Consider the following 19,722-nt stretch of genomic DNA (forward strand, 5'->3'; position numbering starts at 1 on the left):
GTGTGTTTATACTTATATTTTAACATATTTTTTCAGACACTTCAGAGTATAAAGTTTTCTCTAATCAGTTCTTTAATTCTGCTTCGCTTTAGAGAACTCAACGTCAAAACAAAAACCGTTCAAAGCGACTCCCCCTGAACGGTTTTTGCAGACCTTAGTTAATCATATTATTTCTGTAAAACGATTAGCTATAGCTGCTTTCTATTAAGTTTTTGAGATATTCCTTTTTCAATTGCCGTAAGCATTTGTTGATCTTTAGGTGCTGTAAACGTAATGGCAACACCGTCATCACCGGCACGTCCTGTCCTTCCAATCCTGTGAATATAGCTTTCAACATCTTGTGGAATATCATAGTTATAGACGTGCGTTACTCCTTCTACGTCTAAGCCTCTTGAAGCTACATCTGTCGCTACTAGTAATTGAACCTTTGCTTCTCGGAACTGTTCCATTACTTTTTCACGCTTCTTTTGAGATAGATCTCCGTGCAATTCATCAACCTGATACCCCATGGCTTTTAACTCACCGTAAAGTTTACTCACCCGTCTCTTTGTACGGCAAAAGACTATTCCTAAGAAAGGTTGTGTTTCTTTAATAACCTTTCGGAGCGCTTCTTGTTTTTTACGATCAGTCGTCTCGACCACAAATTGTTCAATTTCTTCCACAGTCCGCCCTTTTGATTGAATGCGAACTTGTTTTGGGTGACGCATAAACTTGTAGGCTAATTTGTTAATATCAGATGGAAGGGTCGCAGAAAATAGCGCCATCTGTTTAACGTTCGGAGTACTACGCACAATTGTTTCAACATCTTCAAAGAAACCAAAATGAAGCATCTGATCCGCTTCATCTAGTACAAGAGAGGAAACGTTCGATAGGTCAATTGTGCCTCTTCGCATATGGTCTAACAGGCGCCCTGGTGTACCAATGACAACCTGAGTTTTATCTAGTTTTTTTACTTGCTGCTGTACATCTTTACCGCCATAAACAGCAAGGACACTAACCTCTTCAGAGAGTCGTTCTAACTCAGCTGTGAGCTGAAGAGCCAACTCCCTTGTAGGCGCAACAATAAGAGCCTGTATAGTAGGATCTTCTATATTAATCTTCTCGAGTAATGGCAGTAAAAAGCCATACGTCTTACCAGAACCAGTTTGAGCTTGAGCAATTACGTCATGTCCTTCTAGCATCAAAGGGATGACTTCCGATTGAATATCTGTTGGAGTTGTAATCCCCATTTCTTTCAATCGCATAATATTCGTTTCATGCAATTTAAATTGATTAAAACTATTCAAAGGCGTATCCTCTTTCTTTTTTTCATCGTATCCTTCTATTGTATCACTCTCTAAGAATACATATATACCTTTTCTTAAAGAGTTAAGGTTTCAATACTATAAGACATAGGTAAAAAGAGTACGAGTATACGCGTACTCTTTCCCTCTACGATCCCCCTTTTTACATCTATTCATACCAGGGCATCTTAACCCGTCCAGATACCTTTATCTTCCCATCTCTTCCTCCCCTCTCATGAAATAGAGTCACCCTTTCTAGAGTATCTATTTTTAAACGCTCCATTCCCCCCTTAAAAAAGCGTTAACGAGCACCAGACTATGAACGTTAGGAACCTATGGTCCACCCCTTCCTTTGAAGTAAATAATCCACTCAAATACTTGGTCAATGACGGTAAAGTCTACCTGTCATTAAGACACATATGGCAACTCATTAGATCTTGACCGAACCCTGACCAAATACACGATAAGCTCGTCGATTTTCCTTCTCGGACTCCCCCTGGCCTTACACCAGAACTCTTTGGCCTGACCTAAACTATTCATCGATCGGAAGTCAAGAACTCCTACTCTTCCCTTATATCCTCCACTTTGAACAATCTCTTGTGCGAAGCTTCTCACCGACACAATTTTAAGGAATTCTTCCGAAACCGAAGCAACTTTCACAACAGCAGCTAAGCCTAATACCCACATCATACTCCAAACAATCGCAACCATACTTTTCATCTTACATCTCCTCCTCTAATTTTATCTTTGTGTTTCATTTGCCTATGCCTATTAAATTGGACGAAACCTCTCTATTTCCTTTTTGATTCGTTCCTCAAATAGCGGCATTGTTTTACAGAATGACTACAATTGTCGTCGCTCAAGTAAGAATCCTAGCCAGAGTCGACTTCACATGTGCTAACTCTCTTAGATCCGACATGATTTTAATGGTATTTTTTAAATAAAAAATCTTGCTCATTAAAAAGAAATTTATAAATTAGAGGAAGTAAACATGAAGGGAACCGTGAACCAACATCCTTTTGAAAGAACAATGGTTCAATCGGTTTATGTGGACGAAAAGGGCAATTATTTGGACAATAAACCCTAACTATTTTATGATAAAAACGCCTGCTCCTTTAACTAGAGCAGGCGTTTTTTCACATGCATATACATATAGGTTTTCGTACAAAATAGAATGCTCAGACGTTTAACGGTGCACTAGAATTGGTAAGAATATAAGTAATGAGAATGATAATCGAGTTTTTAAGTTCCAACCACCATTAACACATTTTATGCAAAGCCATTTACTGCACTTGGCCGATTCAAAGCACATTAGAAGCTTAAAAATACCTGAACAGCTTGACAAATTTTCGAATGTATATAATAATAGTTTTTGAATTATAATGATTTTAAACTAATAATTTTTACACAAAACAGAGGAGGATTTTTTCATGTCATTAATCGGTACAGAAGTACAACCATTCAACGCAAAAGCATTCAAAAACGGTGAATTCGTTGACGTAACAGAAGAAAACTTTAAAGGTCAGTGGAGCGTTGTTTGCTTCTATCCTGCAGACTTTTCTTTCGTTTGCCCAACTGAACTTGAAGACCTTCAAAACGAATATGCTGCACTTCAAGAACTAGGTGCTGAAGTTTACTCTGTTTCTACAGATACTCACTTCGTTCACAAAGGTTGGCACGATAGCTCAGAAAAAATCAATAAGATCACTTATACAATGATCGGTGACCCTTCTCAAAAACTTTCTCGTAACTTTGAAGTACTAAACGAAGAAGAAGGTCTTGCTGATCGCGGTACTTTCATCATCGATCCAGATGGCGTTATCCAAACTGTAGAAATTAACGCAGGCGGTATTGGTCGCGACGCAAGTAACTTAGTAGGTAAAATCAGAGCAGCTCAATACGTTCGCCAGAATCCAGGCGAAGTTTGCCCAGCTAAATGGGAAGAAGGTTCTGAAACTCTAACACCAAGCCTAGATCTAGTAGGTAAAATCTAAAGGAGTGCACAATATGCTTGAAGCAGATATTAAAGCTCAATTAAACCAATATCTAGAACTATTGGAAAGCGATATCGTGCTTAAAGTTAGTGCAGGTTCTGATAAAGTATCAAAAGACATGCTAGCTCTTGTTGAAGAGCTAGCTTCTATGTCTTCTAAGATTACATTCGAGGAAGCACAATTATCCAGAACGCCTAGCTTTAGTGTGAATCGCGTCGGAGAAGATACTGGAGTTACGTTCGCAGGTATTCCTCTTGGACATGAATTTACTTCTTTAGTCCTTGCTCTTCTACAAGTTAGTGGCAGAGCTCCTAAGGTAGACCAAAGCGTTATTGATCAAGTTAAGAATATTAAAGGTGAATATCACTTTGAAACCTATGTTAGCTTAAGCTGTCATAATTGTCCTGATGTCGTACAAGCCGTAAACATGATGAGTGTTTTAAACCCAGGCATTACGCATACAATGATTGACGGTGCAGCGTTTAAAGAAGAAGCTGAAAGCAAAAACGTTATGGCTGTTCCTTCCTTGCATCTTAACGGAGAATTCTTGAGCGGTGGCCGTATGACACTAGAAGAAATCTTAGATAAGATTGTTGAAGGTCCTAGCGCTGAAGAATTCAGTAATAAAGACCCATACGATGTATTAGTGGTCGGTGGTGGCCCAGCTGGTGCAAGTTCGGCCATTTATGCAGCTCGTAAAGGGATTCGCACAGGCATTGTAGCTGAACGTTTCGGTGGTCAAGTACTAGACACAATGAGTATCGAAAACTTCATAAGTGTTTCTAGCACAGAAGGACCGAAGCTTGCTGCTAGTCTTGAAGAACACGTGAAGGATTACGACATTGATGTTATGAACCTTCAACGTGCAAGCCGCTTAGAGAAAAACGATGGTATGTTCGACCTTGAGCTTGATAACGGCGGTGTTCTTAAAAGTAAAAGCGTAATCATCTCGACTGGGGCTCGCTGGCGTCAAGTTGGCGTTCCAGGTGAAGCAGAGTTCAAAAATAAAGGTGTTGCATACTGTCCACACTGTGATGGTCCATTATTTGAAGGTAAAGACGTAGCTGTTATTGGCGGAGGTAACTCTGGTATTGAAGCAGCTATTGATCTTGCTGGAATTGTTAAGCATGTTACGGTTCTTGAGTTTGCTTCAGAACTTAAAGCTGACCAAGTTTTACAAGACCGCGCAAACAGCCTTCCGAATGTAACCATTCACACGAATGCACAAACGACAGAAATTACAGGTGACGCTAACGTTAATGGCATTACGTATGTGGACCGGGAAACGGGCCAAGAGAACCACGTGAAACTTGAAGGTGTGTTCGTTCAAATCGGCTTAGTTCCGAATACGGAATGGTTAGACGACTCCATTGAGCGTAACCAAATAGGCGAGATTGTTGTCGATAAACACAATGCCACAAACGTACCTGGTCTGTTCGCCGCAGGTGATGTGACAGACGTTCCGAATAACCAAATCATTATTTCCATGGGTACAGGAGCAAATGCTGCATTAGGCGCATTTGATTACTTGATTCGCAACTAATAATGATAAGCAAAAAAGTCGCTACTCCTATAGGAGTAGCGACTTTTTTTATAGTACCTGAATGCACAAGCAAAATCTAACTGGCATCTTCTATGATGTCTTACTGATTTCACCTTCATCTGTTGAAAGATAACTGTGCAGAGGCTTTTTATTTAAGCCTAGTGCCTCATCTGTAGTTTTATGAATGTCCTTAAGAAGCTCTGGATGATCAGCTAATACTAATCCATAAGAAGGGATCATTTCTTTTATTTTCGGTTCCCATTCTTTAATCTTTTGAGGGAAGCATTTTTCCATTAGCTCTAGCATAACGTGAACGGCTGTAGAAGCACCTGGAGAAGCTCCTAATAGTGCTGCAATGGAACCATCCGAAGAACTGACCACTTCTGTACCAAATTGTAGAGTACCTTTCCCACCTGAGTCTGTATCTTTAATGACTTGTACTCGTTGACCTGCTACAGCTAGACTCCAATCCTCACTTTTGGCATTAGGAATAAATTCTCTCAATTCTTCCATACGCTTTTCTTTTGAGGAGATCACCTGTTCAATCAAATACTTTGTTAGAGAAGCATTCTTCACACCTGCTGCTGACATAGTTACAAGGTTATCCGATTTCACAGATGTAAATAGATCAAGCAAGGAACCCGTTTTTAAGAACCTTGGAGAAAAGCCTGCAAACGGACCAAATAATAAGGATTGCTTATTGTTGATAAACCTTGTATCTAGATGGGGAACAGACATTGGCGGTGCCCCTACTTTTGCTTTTCCGTATACTTTAGCATGGTGCTCAGCGATAACTTCAGGGTTATTACAAACCATAAACAGCCCGCTTACAGGGAATCCACCTATTTGTTTTGATTCAGGTATCCCAGTCTTTTGTAATAGGTGAAGGCTCCCTCCACCTCCGCCGATAAAGACGAAGTTGGTTATATGATACTCAATTCGCGCCTGCTCACGGTCGTACACCTTTACTTCCCATGTCCCGTCACTTAACCTCTTAATGTCCTCTACACTATGCTTATAATTGATCTCAAGATTGTTATCCTCTAAATGATCAAACATTTTACGTGTAATCGTTCCGAAGTTTACATCTGTCCCAGAATCCATCTTAGTTGCTGCTACTGTCTCATTTGATGAACGATCCTTCATCATCAGCGGCATCCATTCCATTAATTGCTCCATCTTATCGGAAAACTCCATCCCTAGAAACTGCGGATGAGCAGACATCGTTTGATAGCGCTTTCTCAAGAATTCCACATTCTCTTTCCCTTGCACGAAACTCATATGTGGTAATGGCATGATGAATTCCTGTGGATTTCGGATTCGACCTTGGTTTACAAGATAAGACCAAAATTGTTTAGAAACTTGAAATTGTTCATTTACTTTTATAGCTTTTGAAATATCAATTGAGCCATCTTCTTGTTCTTTTGTGTAATTAAGCTCACATAATGCAGCGTGTCCCGTACCTGCATTATTCCATACGTTCGAGCTCTCTTGTCCTGCACCATCCAACTTTTCAAATACTCTGATTTTCCACTCTGGTACTAGTTCCTTTAGCAAAGATCCCAATGTGGCACTCATAATGCCTGCACCAATTAAAATAACGTCAGTTTTCGCATAGTTTTTACTCATTAGCCTATACTCCCTATGTCTTGCAGAAAAAATGTAGCTTACATCCCCGCCCCGGGTACTACACCTCTTCTAGTTATTTTCAATCTACTACTAGTGTACCACTTTCCAAAAATATTGAAAATTACTTCTATTGCAACATCATAGTCTACGTGAATAAATACATGGAGTAGATTACTTACATTATGAACTTTTTCCTTAGATACGATACGGTTATAAACAAAATAAGTGATAATTACACCATTAGCCATACGTTAGTTTGTATACGACTTCCCCATCTATCACTCGGCCATCTGGTGAGAAGCCCAATTTTTCATATAACTTCATAGCCTGCCTGTTATCGGGTTCAAAGCTTAAGTAGATTACCTCGTGATTTTGATCTTGCTTAATCCGATCAATCAACTTCTCCATGGCCGCTCTCCCATATCCTTTTGACTGGTATCTAGCATCAATCATCAAACGATAGATCCAATATTCCTTATCATCAACATCCAAACAATACATCGTAAACCCAACCAACAGATTTTCAAAGTAAATTCCTAAACAAACACACTCTGGAAATGCTTTGGCCTGGGCAAGGGAAAAAACATTCGAAGCAACAAACGATTTCTGTTCATCTGTTACTTGCAAATGGATGACCTCAAAAAAATTGTGTCGATCTATATACTTGAACTGAATCATCAGACAGCCCTCCACAGAATATAGGTATGTACTCACATAGTTACGTAAGGTCAAGCGCTCATTTTCTTCATATTTAATAAATAAAATACAACATAGCTGAGGAATAAAATAGTTAAATAGAAAAGTTCAGGATAGATTAACCCTCCTCCACCTAAGCGTCCATCGGGAATTAAAACGTCAAACAGGAAATTGGTCAACAAGAACAGGAACAAAGTCGCCCAACTTTGAATAACTGCCTTTTGTTTAATGCTTTGCTTTCGCTCATCGTCTTTTGGTCCAAAGAAGAAGTCTCTACTGCCTGTTAACCAACCAATGACCAAAATCCAAATAATTGGTATTATAATGTAAATTAAAACAAACTCCATTTCCGTATCCTCCTTCTCGCTAAAGTTTCACGTAATTTTACTTATACTTTCTTGAATAAATAAGAGCAGTAAACGGCTGTACAACAAAAGTAAGTCCTACAACTATAAGCAAAGGGTAATTCTCTATATTACGTAAATTACCTACCCCTTCAGATACAAATAATATTAAGCCAGAAAAAACCATTAGACCATAGTAACTCATTTTGGTACTTTGTGTTTCTATATGATGCTCCAATTCATCCTTATTTTTATCCCCCTGCAATCCCCCCCATGTAAGGGAGTTCAAAACATAAGACAGTGCTAGGAAATTAAAAAATATAGAGGCCCCATCAATTTGCTCATATCTTAAAAACTTATATAAAGAAAAGCCTGAAATAGCTAAAAAAAGCGCACTAGAACTAATGACTGCAAATCTATTTGTCTCTCCCATGTACATCTCCCTTTTATTTGTATTGATTTTATGTCTTCTCGAATATAAATAATTGATCAACTGTCGTGTGAAGGTGCTGCGACAATTTAAATGCCAATGCTAAAGTAGGATCATATTTATCGTTTTCAATAGCGTTTATGGTTTGTCTAGTAACCCCACACCTAGATGCAAGTTCTTCTTGTGATATTTTCATACTTTTTCTACTAACTCTAATGTTATTTTGCACTATGTACACCTCTTAAAAAGTAAAAAGCTCTTTACTTTTACCATTATATTACATATGATTTACATGTCAAAACTTTTTTACGTTTCGTGAATGCCTATGCATTTGTTAATTTCATTATTTTCCATAAAAATTGAAACCCTTATACTCTCACTACCGTATATGCGAATTGAATGCAAATAGGCCGGAGAGTGGGGAAGGAGATAAAAAAATGATTAGTGTCGAGAATATCGAGAAGCAGTATGGTTCAATTCAGGCGCTGGATAATATCAGTTTTAAGATTGAAGAAGGAACGTGTTTTGGTTTGGTCGGACCGAATGGAGCCGGTAAATCAACGCTTATGAAAATTTTATCTGGAATCTTACTTAATTTTAATGGAGACATTCAAGTTAGAGATTGGTCTGTGTCTAAGGATCGACTTAAAGTTAAACAGCAGATCGGTTATATTCCCCAGGAAATTTGCTTAGAGGAAACGCTGACAGCTCAAGATAATTTGATTCTTTTTGGTAACTTGTATGGATTAAAAGGAAAAGCGTTGCAGCTTCGAATACATGAAGTGCTCGAGCAAATCGGGTTAAAAGACAGGGCTAAGGATAAAGTCATTACATTCTCAGGAGGCATGAAGCGACGTCTAAATATTGGCTGTGCGCTTTTACATAAGCCGAGCATTATTATTATGGATGAGCCCACTGTAGGTATTGATCCGCAATCACGAAATTCGATATTCTCCATTATTCATCAACTGAAAGCTGATGGCAGCACAATTATTTACTCCAGCCACTATATGGAAGAAGTCGAGCAATTGTGCGACAGTATTGGTCTCATCGATAAGGGACGGCTTATGGAGTTCGGGCGCATGGAGGAGTTGTTGGAGAAGTACGCGAAGCCTTCATTATTTATCTCAGGAGACAGCATTGAGACCGAGATGCTCCAACGTTTTGGAGAGGTAGAATCGAAAGGTAATGGCTATTTACTCAATAGTGATGAACCACTTCTCACTCTGGAGGAATTGGTAACGCACTGCCGAGAGCATCGTATAGAGCCACGCAGACTCGAACTCTATCACCCTAGATTAGAAGATATATTCTTCAATTTAACTGGTACCCAATTAAGAGATTCTTGAGAAAAGGAGGACTCAATATGTGGGCAATCGCTCGTACTGAATTGAAAAAGACGATTCAGGATAAAGGACTATGGTTTTGGACATTTGTTCTCCCTGTTATTTTCATTGTTGCTTTTGTGGCCATTTTTTCTGGAGATGAGAGCCAAAGCTATAAAGAAGTCGTGACTCAGATCATTCCTGGGTATACGATCATGTTTGCTTTCTTTATTATGATTTCAATGGTCATAGCTTTTGTAAAAGATAGAGAGCGAGGCATGGTTGCTAGGATTGCTAGCACACCTCTATCGACCCATCACTATTTTTTCGGCAAATGGCTGCCGTTCATCATTATCGTACTTATTCAAATTGCGGTTTTGTTCGGATTTGGTGTCGTTGTCTATGACCTGCCGCTCGGAAACCCTTTAGCTCTTATTCTATTATCATTGGCTCTCGCGTTTATCGTGACCGGATGGGGCATGGCCATGGCTGTAATTGTCAGAACCGAAAATATGGGGATCGCCCTAACACAGATTCTCGCCTTAGGTGGAGCATTGCTCGGTGGACTTTGGATGCCAGTCGAGTTTATGCCTGAGGTCGTGCAAAACATTAGTAAAGCCCTGCCTCAGTACTGGGCGCTTCAAGGATACAAAGAGGTTATTCTCTCAAACGGTGGGATGGCTGACATATGGCTGAACGTGCTGATCTTAGTTTTAGCAGGCATGGCTGGTGGTGTAATCGCTCTACTTTCTTATCCTCGTTTCTTACGACAATCGAGAAGCTAGTGTTCAATTAAAATAGCCCCCAGGCAGGAGTCCTGGGGGCTTTAGTTAATAGATAAAACTATACCAATACCTTTTACGTAACATTAGTTCGTATTCGGAAGTCCTTTTATAACAAAGTCGACACCTTCGCTTGATTCTTGTAAGTCTAATTCTATGTCTTTCGCTACATCTTGCATAGAAGATTCAATGGAAACCCGAATTCCATTTACCTCTAGTTTAATATCGGATTCAGCTGGCTCTTCAAGCCCAAGACCGAGTTGAGTTCCCCCACACCCTCCTGCAGCAAAAAACCTAAGGTTTGACGACTCTTCTTCATCGATTATTTGAAGCAGTTGCTCTTTTGCCTCGTTTGAAATTTTCATTTAGATCTCTCCTATCTTTCATATTAAATATTCTCATATTTGTGCTGACTATGATCTCTCTCCCATATAAGCCCCCTTATATGGAATACTCGAAGCTGAGATGAGATGTATTGCGATAGTCGGAAAGAGGTTTCCGTCTGCTTTAATGGAGCCTAAGGTGGGCCTGGAAATCACTCGCTTTCCGCGGGGTGAGGAGCCTAGGGAAGACCCCGCAAGACGGCTTGCCGGCTGAGGAGACTTCCCAGCTCCCCGCAGGAAAGCGAGTTGTCCCCAAGCCTGCCCAACCACTCTTTTGGCAACGGACCCATCCTGACCAAGTGTCTCAGCTTCGAGTCTACATGATTACTGCACTATTCTTGGGGGAAACACTGAAAATTTTAACATATATTGAAAGAAGCGTCTTTGTTAAAACATTTGGTTCCCTTGCACTTTTCGCCCGATACTATTAAAGTATATAATGATGGATTTCTATTCAAAATGGAAATCAATTAGAAAAAATATTTTCACTTTTAACTTTGGGAACTTGTTTTCCCTTAAGGAAAGGGTTCAGATATAATATGAAAGATAATTTTTGGCATGAGTTGCCGCGACCGTTTTTTGTTTTAGCACCAATGGAAGCCGTGACGGATGTCGTTTTTCGTCATGTCGTAAGTGAAGCTGCGAGACCTGACGTGTTTTTTACAGAGTTTACGAATACGGAAAGCTACTGCCACCCGAGAGGAAAAGACAGCGTACGCGGGCGTCTGACATTCACAGAAGATGAGCAGCCAATCGTGGCCCATATTTGGGGAGACAAACCAGAAAACTTCCGACAAATGAGTATTGGTATGGCTGAAATGGGGTATCGCGGAGTCGATATCAATATGGGCTGCCCTGCGCCTAATGTTGCAACAAAAGGGAAAGGATGCGGACTTATTCGTCGTCCAGGTGTTGCAGCAGAAATCATCCAAGCCTCTAAAGCAGGAGGGCTTCCTGTAAGTGTGAAGACCCGCCTAGGTTACACGGAAGTAGAGGAATGGCACGACTGGTTGAGGCACCTTCTAGAACAGGATATTGCTAACCTTTCTATCCATCTTCGTACGAAAAAGGAAATGAGTAATGTGGACGCTCACTGGGAGCTGATCCCGGAGATCAAGAAGCTTCGTGACGAAGTTGCCCCTGATACGCTTCTAACCATCAACGGGGATATTCCTGACCGTCAAAAGGGACTTGAACTCGTTGAAAAGTATGGAGTAGATGGTGTAATGATCGGGCGAGGAGTCTTCCATAACCCGTTCTGCTTCGAAACAGAGAAGAAAGAGCATACAAGCGAGGAGCTGCTTGATCTTCTACGTCTACAGCTCGATCTTCATGATAAGTACTCAGAAGAACTAGAGCCACGCCTCTTTAAACCACTTCGCCGCTTCTTTAAGATTTATGTAAAAGGCTTCCGAGGAGCGAGTGAATTAAGAAATCAACTGATGAGCACAGAATCTACCGACGAAGTCCGTGCTTTGCTTGATGAATTCACAGAGAATAATGGAGTGGAAGCAGAGAAAGGTTTTTCTATTTCTTAAGCAACTTCCGCTTTCTTCTATTCAAACTAATACTTTATATACGAAACGAGAGGAAATCCATTTAGGTCTTCCTCTCTTTTTTCATTGGACAAGTTCACTTGTATTTCCTTAATAATTCTTGCGGAATATGACAATAATCATCGGGACATTTGGTTAGGCGATCTTGATGCTCTTCCGCACTTTTCACGTAGTTTGTGAGAGGTAAAACTTCCACAACGATGCGATCAGCGTCCTCTCTCTCCCTGATAAACGCTTTCGCTTCGTCCAAATGTGCAGGGTTCTCACTATACACACCTGTTCTATATTTCACCCCAACATCCTCTCCTTGTTGATTCAGACTGTAGGGATCAATAATCTCAAAGAAATACCCCATCAATTCTTTTATGTTCACAACCGTAGGATCAAATGCTGCTTTGACACATTCTACGTAGCCGTCATAGTCCCCCTCTAGTGTATAACTCGTTCCATTCGCTCTTCCCGCTTCTGTTGACGTAACTCCGGGCAATGTTTTAATGAATTCTTGTACACCCCAGAGACATCCACCTGCAAAATAGACTGTTTCCATAGTGATTCACCTCTTTATTTAAACGATACTTTGTTTTATTCCTTAATCTACTCTCTATTTATGGTACGGTTCTCCTCGATTAATTCGAAAAGCACGATAAATCTGCTCTAACAACACTAGACGCATGAGCTGATGGGGGAGGGTCATTTTCGAAAAGGAAAGGGCGAAGTCTGATCGTTTCATAACCTCGTCACTCAATCCGAGTGATCCCCCTATAACAAAGGTGACTTTGCTTTTCCCGTAGGTTGCGAGCTGATCGATTTCTTTCGCTAATTTCTCTGATGTTAGCATCTTCCCCTCGATTTCTAGCGTAATGACGTGTGCATCGGGATTAATCTTGGCCAGAATCCGCTCTCCTTCTTTCTGTTTTACTTCTTCCATTTGCGCCTCACTTAAGTTCTCTGGTGCTTTTTCATCCGACACTTCGATTAAATCAATAGAAGCATAAGATCCGAGCCGCTTCTCATACTCTTCAATACCTTGTTTTAAATATTTTTCTTTAAGTTTTCCAACAGAAATAATGGTGATCTTCATAGCTTTACTCCTTCATTCCATTTCTTATTTGTATCGTATCATGAAACGGCGCAAGAGCATAAAAAACCCCAAAGCCTTAAAAAGCTTTGGGGAAATGTTTTACTTATTCATGGAGGAAAAGAAGTCTGCTAGTGGGTCATCTTCGTCGAACTCCACTTTTTCTTCCTTCTTATGAATCTCCTCTTGCAAGTGATCAAGATTGATATCATCAAGATCATCATCTGTTGTCCAGTTCTCCTCAGAGGCGGATGCCGCTTCATTCGCTTGCCAATTATGTTGTTCATGTGACAAAGCTTCACTCTGACCAGAGGCGATCGATTGGGACTTCGTCTGAATAGCGGCCTCTACTTGTTCTTGGAGTTCTAACACATCATCAAAATCATAAGCATTGTTGTGTAACGATGCATAAAGAGAGGTAGCGCGAATAGGATCCATAAGCAGTTGATAGAGAATACTTCCCATTAAAGCCTCAGAATGCTCGTGCTTAAGCCAATTTCGCTGCTCTTTCGTTAATGATTTCGGTAAAGAAACTGTAACGGTCTCTTTCTCCTTAGAACGTGTTTCTGATACGCCTTGTAAAACATACTGAGCGATTCGACTAGAGAAGTTTCGCTTTTCTGTTTCCTTCAGATGTTGGAGTTGTTTTAAAACGTAATCTGGTGTATCTGAGGGAATGCGAAACGTAATTGCCTGGCCTCGTTGAACACCTTTTTTAGAATCTCCCATGAAATCTTCCTATCTACTTAGCAGAAGTTGCTTCTTGTTTTTGCTTCTCCTGCTTTTTATCTCTGTTCGTCTTTCGCACGAAATCCGACACAAGCTTGTAATACGCATTGGCCATCATCCAAATGCTCTCATTTTCGTCTTCAAAGAATTCAATATTAAATCCATCTAAACTATTATTCAATGATTTCAAGTACTCTTTTAATACGGCAGATCCGCCTCCAACAAAGTAGCAAATCTCTGATTGAGAGTTTCGTTGCCAAACGTTACGAAGGTAGCGATACTGCTTTTTAGCTAATTCTAAAAGGATGCGATCCGTTATATCATGAACGCTAGTCCGACTTCCTTTTACCATGATATGATGACGATCATTTTTACGCGTAATAATATCTACGACATCACGACGACTATCTAACTCCACTCCGTGTTTGGTACGGATTTCGTCTCGTATAGCTTCTAAAGATTCTGCTACACCTAAGTTAAATCCTTGAGCTTTATCGTCATCAACGTTGCGGTTACGTATTACAGCGATATCTGTTGATAGACCACCAATATCCTGAATTAAAATCTGTTTATCAATTAAATCCTTATTAATGACATTTAAATCATTATCCATTACTAGGTTTACAAATGCCGCAAAGCCTTCTGGATAGACTTTCACTTCATCAAACTTAATATTAACTTTCATACCTTGATATCTAGGAGTGACAAGGAACTCTACCTGGTGCACCGACCCTAATAGTTGAGAGCGGTAGCCAACGTCTTTACCTTCTTTTACTTCCCTAAGTGGTAATCCTGTTCCAAGCGTGTAGTTCGCTTCGACTACATTACGGTTATTTCCGTGATGCTTTTGTGACTTGTCCTCTCTTGATACAGCATCAAGCGCCAAGGAAGCAAATAGCATAACAAGTGTTTGGTCTTCTTCAGATTTGCTACTTCCTGGGTCTAGCTCAGTAGGGTTACTACCTTTTGTTGCTAGATTTCCTACACGATAAATCGCGTTATTATCCTTTAGTGCAGGTGAATGCACGCGGATATGTAGGTTATCTACAGGATCTTTTTCGTCTAGTTCTTCTATTCCAATTACAGGACGATCTTCAATATCTCTTGCAATAACGTTTGGAATGTAAAGCTCCGAATCTAATTTACCAAATAATGCCTTAAGGGCATCATTACCAACATCTACAGCTGCAATTCTTGAATTTGTCATGAAACTAGCTCCCCTTCTTTTTTTGAAGTTAATGACTAGAGTCTCTCTTCCGTTAATTAAAAGATATAGAAGATTTAGATAACAGTCAATGTCTTCTTTTGTCGACAATTACGTATACATGTATACATTTCCCGTTTACATGTAAACACTTTATGTACACATCCCTTTAAATCAATGTGTGTACTGGTTTGTATACATGTGTACATTTTTGTGTACCCAGGGTATACATTTTTGTTTACTTGTATTCTTTTTTGTATACAAGTAAACATGTTTGTAAACATGAGATATTTGTGCCTCAAGTCACAAAAAAGAGAGAAGTTGGCCCTCTCTCTTCCTTTAATATCTATTCGATTGACGTATTCAAATTGTGACCACATTACAATTTTGAAAGATCTCCGTTTTGAATCCAACCTCTAGCTTGAAGGGCCAGTACGAGGTGTCGAATACCCACCATATAAGCAGCTTGACGCATCTCACAGCCTTTGTTTGCTTTCATCTCATAAACACGCTTAAAAGCTGCAATCATTTTCTCTTCAAGCTCTTTATTTACCCTCTCTTCCTTCCAGTAGTAGTTCATTGTGTTCTGCACCCATTCAAAATACGAAACGGTTACGCCGCCGGCATTACATAAGATATCCGGAATAATGAAAGTCCCCTTCTCCTCGAGAATCTTGTTCCCTTCTGGAGTTGTGGGACCATTAGCGGCTTCGGCTACAATCTTTGCCTGAATTAATGGGGCTGTTTCACTTGTAATTTGATTTTCTAATGCAGCTGGAATGAGTATATCTACAGGAAGAGCAAACATCTCCTCATTTGAGATGGATTCACACTCTTTAAAATCGGCAATAACATTCCCCTCCCCTATGAACTCTAATAAAGCTGGAATGTTCAATCCATCTTCCTTGTAGATTCCTCCAGAGACATCCGTTACAGCTACAATTTTAACACCTGATTCATGTAAGAATTTCGCTGTTGCACTCCCTACATTCCCAAACCCCTGTAAGGCAGCCGTAGCCCTAGATAAGTCTATATTTAAAGCATTCGCCGCTTCTCGTATGTGAATAACAACACCACGCCCTGTGGCATCTAAACGTCCTTCTGAACCTCCTATAATAATAGGTTTTCCTGTGATAAGTCCTGGAATATTGTAGCCACGAAGTTTGTCGTACTCATCAATCATCCAAGCCATAATCTCAGGGGTAGTATTCATATCAGGAGCAGGAATATCCTTCTCAGGACCAATGACTGGCGTTATCTTTCGAATGTAGCTCCTACTTAACTCTTCTAGTTCTCTTTGATTTAAGTCTTCGGGATTTACAATAACGCCTCCCTTACCACCTCCAAGTGGTAACTCAATAATAGCTGACTTTAGAGACATCCAAATGGAAAGAGCTTTTACTTCATCAAGGCTAACGGATGGGTGAAAACGAATCCCTCCCTTACATGGTCCTAGTACATCCAAATGCTGAGAACGGTACCCTGTGTAATTCTCGACAGAACCATCTTCTTTTCGTATAGGAATTGAAACTTCCATCACTCTCATGGGTTTTTTTAATATGTTGTATATACTTCTATCCAAACCTAACTGCTCTACTGATTCACTTAGCAATTGCTTTACGATTTCATAAGGGTTTTGATCATGTGTAGCAATATCTGCTTCTGCTTTATGCTTTTCCATAGCTTTCCCTACCTCTCGTCCGTTTACATATTCCTAATGTGTCACGGAAACTGCTTCCTTATGTAAGGATCCGTTATATTTATTTACTCATTTGGAAAGATAAGAACACCATTTTTTAAAGAGAGGACTATCAACATGAGTAAAGCAAGCATGAGTTTTATACTAAGATTGAAAATAGATAAGCGGACGGCTTCTTTTGGAAAAATTGCGACCGTTATTAGCTCAAGCGGTGGGGATCTAGTCGCAATAGATGTTATAAAGGAGAATAAACAAACTACCGTTCGAGATTTAAGTATTAACGTTGATCAAAAGGATGCTCAAAATCTTATTATCAATAAGTTAAGAAAGTTAGAAGGAATTTCTATTCAACATACAACAGATCGTACGTTTCTAGCCCATTCTGGAGGTAAAATACATGTCGTACCTAAAGTCAAAATCGATAACCGGGATGATATGTCTAGAGTATACACACCGGAAGTCGCCAGAGTATGCGAAGCCATAGATCAAGACGTCGAACGTGCTCACGAGTATACAATTAAGAAAAATGCTGTCGCTGTCATTTCAGATGGAACAGCCGTACTTGGTTTAGGCAAAATCAAACCAGAGGCTGCCATGCCTGTTATGGAAGGCAAAGCTATGCTCTTTAAACAGTTTGCTGACATTGATGCTTACCCTATCTGTTTAGACACACAAGATCCTGAAGAGATTATTACTATTGTTAAAGCCCTTAGGCCTACATTTGGGGGAATCAACTTAGAAGACATTGCTTCTCCTAACTGTTTCTCTATTGAACAACGTCTTAAAAAGGAATTAAACATCCCCGTATTTCACGACGATCAACACGGTACAGCCATTGTTGCGCTTGCAGGCTTATTAAACGCTCTTACACTTGTTTCTAAACCTATTGAGACTTGTAAAATTATCGTATGTGGCATAGGAGCAGCAGGGATGGCCATAACGAATATGCTCATAAAAGCTGGGGCTACGAATGTTATTGGTGTCGACGTAGAGGGAGCCCTTCATTGCCGTAAAAAGTACGAACGACCTGGCTGGAATGAATTTGCTAATAAAACGAATCCAAACAATGAAGAAGGAGAGTTATGCGAGGTCATTAAAGATGCAGATGTGTTTATTGGGGTTTCTGCACCTGGACTTTTAACACAAGCTGACATTAAACAAATGGCTAAGTCGCCTATTGTATTTGCCTTAGCTAATCCTAACCCAGAAATTCAACCTGAAGAGGCAAAACCTTATGCAGCCGTCATTGCTACCGGAAGATCTGATTACCCCAATCAAGTGAATAATGTATTGTGTTTTCCCGGGATCTTTAGGGGAGCGTTGGATTGCCGTGCCAAAGAGATTAATGATGAAATGAAACTTGCAGCAGCTAAAGCCATTGCTTCAACCATCCAAGAGGATGAGTTAGACGCTGAATATATCATTCCGAGTGTTTTTAACAGAGAAGTAGTGCCATCTATTCGTCAAGCAGTTATAAACGCTGCTATCACAACTGGAGTGGCCCAAATCGAACCTGATTAAAAACACTGAAAGGAGAACACCTATGAAAGAGGTAGATAAAAAACAACAGCAGGATGCAGAAGAGGCAACCGGGAAGAAAGAGATTGAATTTTTAGCGTTCCGTGGAGGCCCCTTCACAGCCACACTCCCACTCGTGTTCTTCATCATTTGGGCAATCTCTTTAAGCGTGACAAAGTTAGTAACAGAAGAGGCCCTTGTTTTAGGTATGGTTATTGGAGTAGCATTTGGACTCTTTTTTTGTAAGTCTGTTTGGAAAGATTACGCTCAAGGGCTAGTAGAAGGTATGGCTCAACCAATCGGTATTATTGCAGTGATTGCTTGGTTTTGGGCTGGTATGTTTGCTAAGCTTCTCGCAGCTGGAGGACTCGTAGAAGGTCTAATATGGGTAGGTTTTGAAACCGGACTTGAAGGTGGCTTTATCGCAGGACTGACTTTCCTTTTAGCTGGTGTCTTCTCAACAGCAGTTGGAACAGGATACGGAACCGTTGCGACGTTTGGTATTCTAATGTTTCCTGCCGGTATTATTTTAGGAGCTGATCCGGTTATTCTTTTAGCAGCTATATTAAGTGGAGCGGTCTTTGGTGATAACTTAGCTCCTGTTTCAGATACAACAATTGTGTCTGCTACAACTCAAGAGGCGGATGTTCCAGGTGTTGTGCGTTCTCGATTCAAGTACTCTATTACAGCAGCTATACCTGCCCTTATATTATTCATAATATTTGGAGGTGGAGAACAGTCAGGAAATGAAGAAGCATACAGGCAACTACAAGAGCAGGTCACTCCTACAGGCTTACTCATGCTCCTACCATTTGCTATCGTATTAATATTGGCTCTTTCAGGACGTCATTTATTAACTTCACTAACCATTGGCATTTTATCTTCTATACTCATGATTATTGTAATAGGAGTACCGCTTCGTAAGGTTCTCCACATCTATCGTAATGATGCAGGAGAGGCTGCAATTGGAGGAGCATTAATGAGTGGAATCGGAGGGTACTTTAACATGGCTATCCTCATTTTATTCATTCTAGCAGCAGCCCATCTTATGGAACTTGCAGATACAATGGAAGCCATAAAAAATTTCTTTCTTAAAATTATCAATGGTGTTGTAAAACGTGCTGAACTCTCGATTTTTGCCATTGTAGCTTTTTTAAATGTTTTTATTACAATTAATACTGCAGCAGAGATTACGGCAGGGCCCTTTGTACGAAAGATTGGGAAAGAATTTAATATACACCCTTACAGAAGAGCAAATTTCCTCGATACTGTATCTTCTTCGTTAGGATACATCTTCCCCTGGAGCGGAGGCGTTTTGCTAGCCTGGGCGACAATTAAAGGTGCAGCAAAAGATTATGATTTCTTACCAGTAGTTGGTCCAACAGAAGTGTTTCCTTTCGTCTTTCAAGGTTGGTTTCTGTTACTGGTTATGTTTATATCAGCCATAACAGGCTGGGGACTTCGGTATACAGGCAAAAACGGTGAGGAAATAAAAACGGAAAAATGATAATGAGGCTTCCTCTATAGGA

Annotated in this window: 20 protein-coding genes; 7 read left to right on the forward strand and 13 right to left on the reverse strand. The window is 40.1% G+C overall.

Features of this window, described 5'->3' with window-relative positions; all coding sequences use genetic code 11:
* Positions 1-188 precede the first annotated feature (188 nt).
* On the reverse strand, positions 189-1,286 hold the full coding sequence (locus IMZ31_RS18510) for a DEAD/DEAH box helicase (protein ID WP_371825464.1): 1,098 nt from the start codon (positions 1,284-1,286) through the stop codon (positions 189-191).
* Positions 1,287-1,691: 405 nt separating this feature from the next.
* A complete protein-coding gene (locus IMZ31_RS18515) occupies positions 1,692-2,003 on the reverse strand; it encodes a hypothetical protein (protein ID WP_207528704.1) in 312 nt (103 codons plus the stop codon).
* A gap of 710 nt (positions 2,004-2,713) precedes the next feature.
* Here IMZ31_RS18515 and ahpC point away from each other — a divergent pair.
* Both ahpC and ahpF read left to right on the forward strand, forming a co-directional pair.
* Positions 2,714-3,277 carry an alkyl hydroperoxide reductase subunit C gene (gene ahpC, locus IMZ31_RS18520; protein ID WP_207528705.1) on the forward strand — a complete coding sequence of 188 codons (564 nt, stop codon included), beginning with the start codon at positions 2,714-2,716 and terminating at the stop codon, positions 3,275-3,277.
* A gap of 13 nt (positions 3,278-3,290) precedes the next feature.
* Positions 3,291-4,820: an alkyl hydroperoxide reductase subunit F gene (ahpF, locus tag IMZ31_RS18525; protein WP_207528706.1), complete on the forward strand. Its 1,530-nt coding sequence runs from the start codon at positions 3,291-3,293 to the stop codon at positions 4,818-4,820.
* 90 nt (positions 4,821-4,910) lie between these two features.
* Here ahpF and mqo read toward each other — a convergent pair whose 3' ends face one another.
* The 5 genes from mqo to IMZ31_RS18550 all read right to left on the reverse strand — a co-directional run bounded on the left by mqo (position 4,911) and on the right by IMZ31_RS18550 (position 8,148).
* Positions 4,911-6,449 carry a malate dehydrogenase (quinone) gene (gene mqo / locus IMZ31_RS18530; protein ID WP_207528707.1) on the reverse strand — a complete coding sequence of 513 codons (1,539 nt, stop codon included), beginning with the start codon at positions 6,447-6,449 and terminating at the stop codon, positions 4,911-4,913.
* Positions 6,450-6,689: 240 nt separating this feature from the next.
* Positions 6,690-7,127, reverse strand: a complete 438-nt coding sequence (locus IMZ31_RS18535; protein ID WP_207528708.1) for a GNAT family N-acetyltransferase — start codon at positions 7,125-7,127, stop codon at positions 6,690-6,692.
* 50 nt (positions 7,128-7,177) lie between these two features.
* The gene (locus IMZ31_RS18540) at positions 7,178-7,492 is read right to left on the reverse strand and encodes a hypothetical protein (protein ID WP_207528709.1); all 315 of its coding nucleotides are present in this window, start codon (positions 7,490-7,492) and stop codon (positions 7,178-7,180) included.
* A gap of 37 nt (positions 7,493-7,529) precedes the next feature.
* Positions 7,530-7,922 (reverse strand): hypothetical protein, encoded by a 393-nt coding sequence (locus IMZ31_RS18545; protein WP_207528710.1) that lies wholly within the window; start codon positions 7,920-7,922, stop codon positions 7,530-7,532.
* A 28-nt stretch (positions 7,923-7,950) separates the two neighbouring features.
* On the reverse strand, positions 7,951-8,148 hold the full coding sequence (locus IMZ31_RS18550) for a helix-turn-helix transcriptional regulator (RefSeq protein ID WP_207528711.1): 198 nt from the start codon (positions 8,146-8,148) through the stop codon (positions 7,951-7,953).
* Positions 8,149-8,356: 208 nt separating this feature from the next.
* On the opposite strand from IMZ31_RS18550, the gene IMZ31_RS18555 reads away from it, so the two are divergent.
* Entirely contained in the window at positions 8,357-9,268 is a 912-nt protein-coding gene (locus tag IMZ31_RS18555) for an ABC transporter ATP-binding protein (RefSeq protein ID WP_207528712.1), read from the forward strand.
* A 17-nt stretch (positions 9,269-9,285) separates the two neighbouring features.
* A complete protein-coding gene (locus tag IMZ31_RS18560; RefSeq protein WP_207528713.1) occupies positions 9,286-10,029 on the forward strand; it encodes an ABC transporter permease in 744 nt (247 codons plus the stop codon).
* A gap of 83 nt (positions 10,030-10,112) precedes the next feature.
* On the opposite strand, the gene IMZ31_RS18565 is transcribed toward IMZ31_RS18560, so the two are convergent.
* Complete coding sequence (locus IMZ31_RS18565; RefSeq protein ID WP_207528714.1) at positions 10,113-10,391, reverse strand: adhesin; 279 nt, start codon at positions 10,389-10,391, stop codon at positions 10,113-10,115.
* A gap of 557 nt (positions 10,392-10,948) precedes the next feature.
* On the opposite strand from IMZ31_RS18565, the gene IMZ31_RS18570 reads away from it, so the two are divergent.
* A complete protein-coding gene (locus IMZ31_RS18570; protein ID WP_207528715.1) occupies positions 10,949-11,947 on the forward strand; it encodes a tRNA dihydrouridine synthase in 999 nt (332 codons plus the stop codon).
* A gap of 94 nt (positions 11,948-12,041) precedes the next feature.
* Here the strand turns inward: IMZ31_RS18570 and IMZ31_RS18575 are convergent, their stop codons facing one another.
* The 5 genes from IMZ31_RS18575 to IMZ31_RS18595 all read right to left on the reverse strand — a co-directional run bounded on the left by IMZ31_RS18575 (position 12,042) and on the right by IMZ31_RS18595 (position 16,657).
* Positions 12,042-12,512, reverse strand: a complete 471-nt coding sequence (locus IMZ31_RS18575; RefSeq protein WP_207528716.1) for a peptide-methionine (S)-S-oxide reductase — start codon at positions 12,510-12,512, stop codon at positions 12,042-12,044.
* 54 nt (positions 12,513-12,566) lie between these two features.
* Entirely contained in the window at positions 12,567-13,046 is a 480-nt protein-coding gene (gene rlmH, locus IMZ31_RS18580) for a 23S rRNA (pseudouridine(1915)-N(3))-methyltransferase RlmH (protein WP_207528717.1), read from the reverse strand.
* 99 nt (positions 13,047-13,145) lie between these two features.
* Positions 13,146-13,772: a hypothetical protein gene (locus IMZ31_RS18585; protein ID WP_207528718.1), complete on the reverse strand. Its 627-nt coding sequence runs from the start codon at positions 13,770-13,772 to the stop codon at positions 13,146-13,148.
* A 13-nt stretch (positions 13,773-13,785) separates the two neighbouring features.
* Entirely contained in the window at positions 13,786-14,979 is a 1,194-nt protein-coding gene (locus IMZ31_RS18590; RefSeq protein ID WP_207528719.1) for a ParM/StbA family protein, read from the reverse strand.
* A 376-nt stretch (positions 14,980-15,355) separates the two neighbouring features.
* Entirely contained in the window at positions 15,356-16,657 is a 1,302-nt protein-coding gene (locus IMZ31_RS18595; protein WP_207528720.1) for a Glu/Leu/Phe/Val family dehydrogenase, read from the reverse strand.
* Between the two features lie 135 nt (positions 16,658-16,792).
* On the opposite strand from IMZ31_RS18595, the gene IMZ31_RS18600 reads away from it, so the two are divergent.
* Positions 16,793-18,196 (forward strand): NAD-dependent malic enzyme, encoded by a 1,404-nt coding sequence (locus IMZ31_RS18600; protein WP_207528721.1) that lies wholly within the window; start codon positions 16,793-16,795, stop codon positions 18,194-18,196.
* A gap of 22 nt (positions 18,197-18,218) precedes the next feature.
* The gene (locus tag IMZ31_RS18605) at positions 18,219-19,700 is read left to right on the forward strand and encodes a Na+/H+ antiporter NhaC family protein (RefSeq protein WP_207528722.1); all 1,482 of its coding nucleotides are present in this window, start codon (positions 18,219-18,221) and stop codon (positions 19,698-19,700) included.
* The last annotated feature ends 22 nt before the right edge of the window (positions 19,701-19,722 follow it).

The organism is Pontibacillus sp. ALD_SL1 (assembly GCF_017355605.1).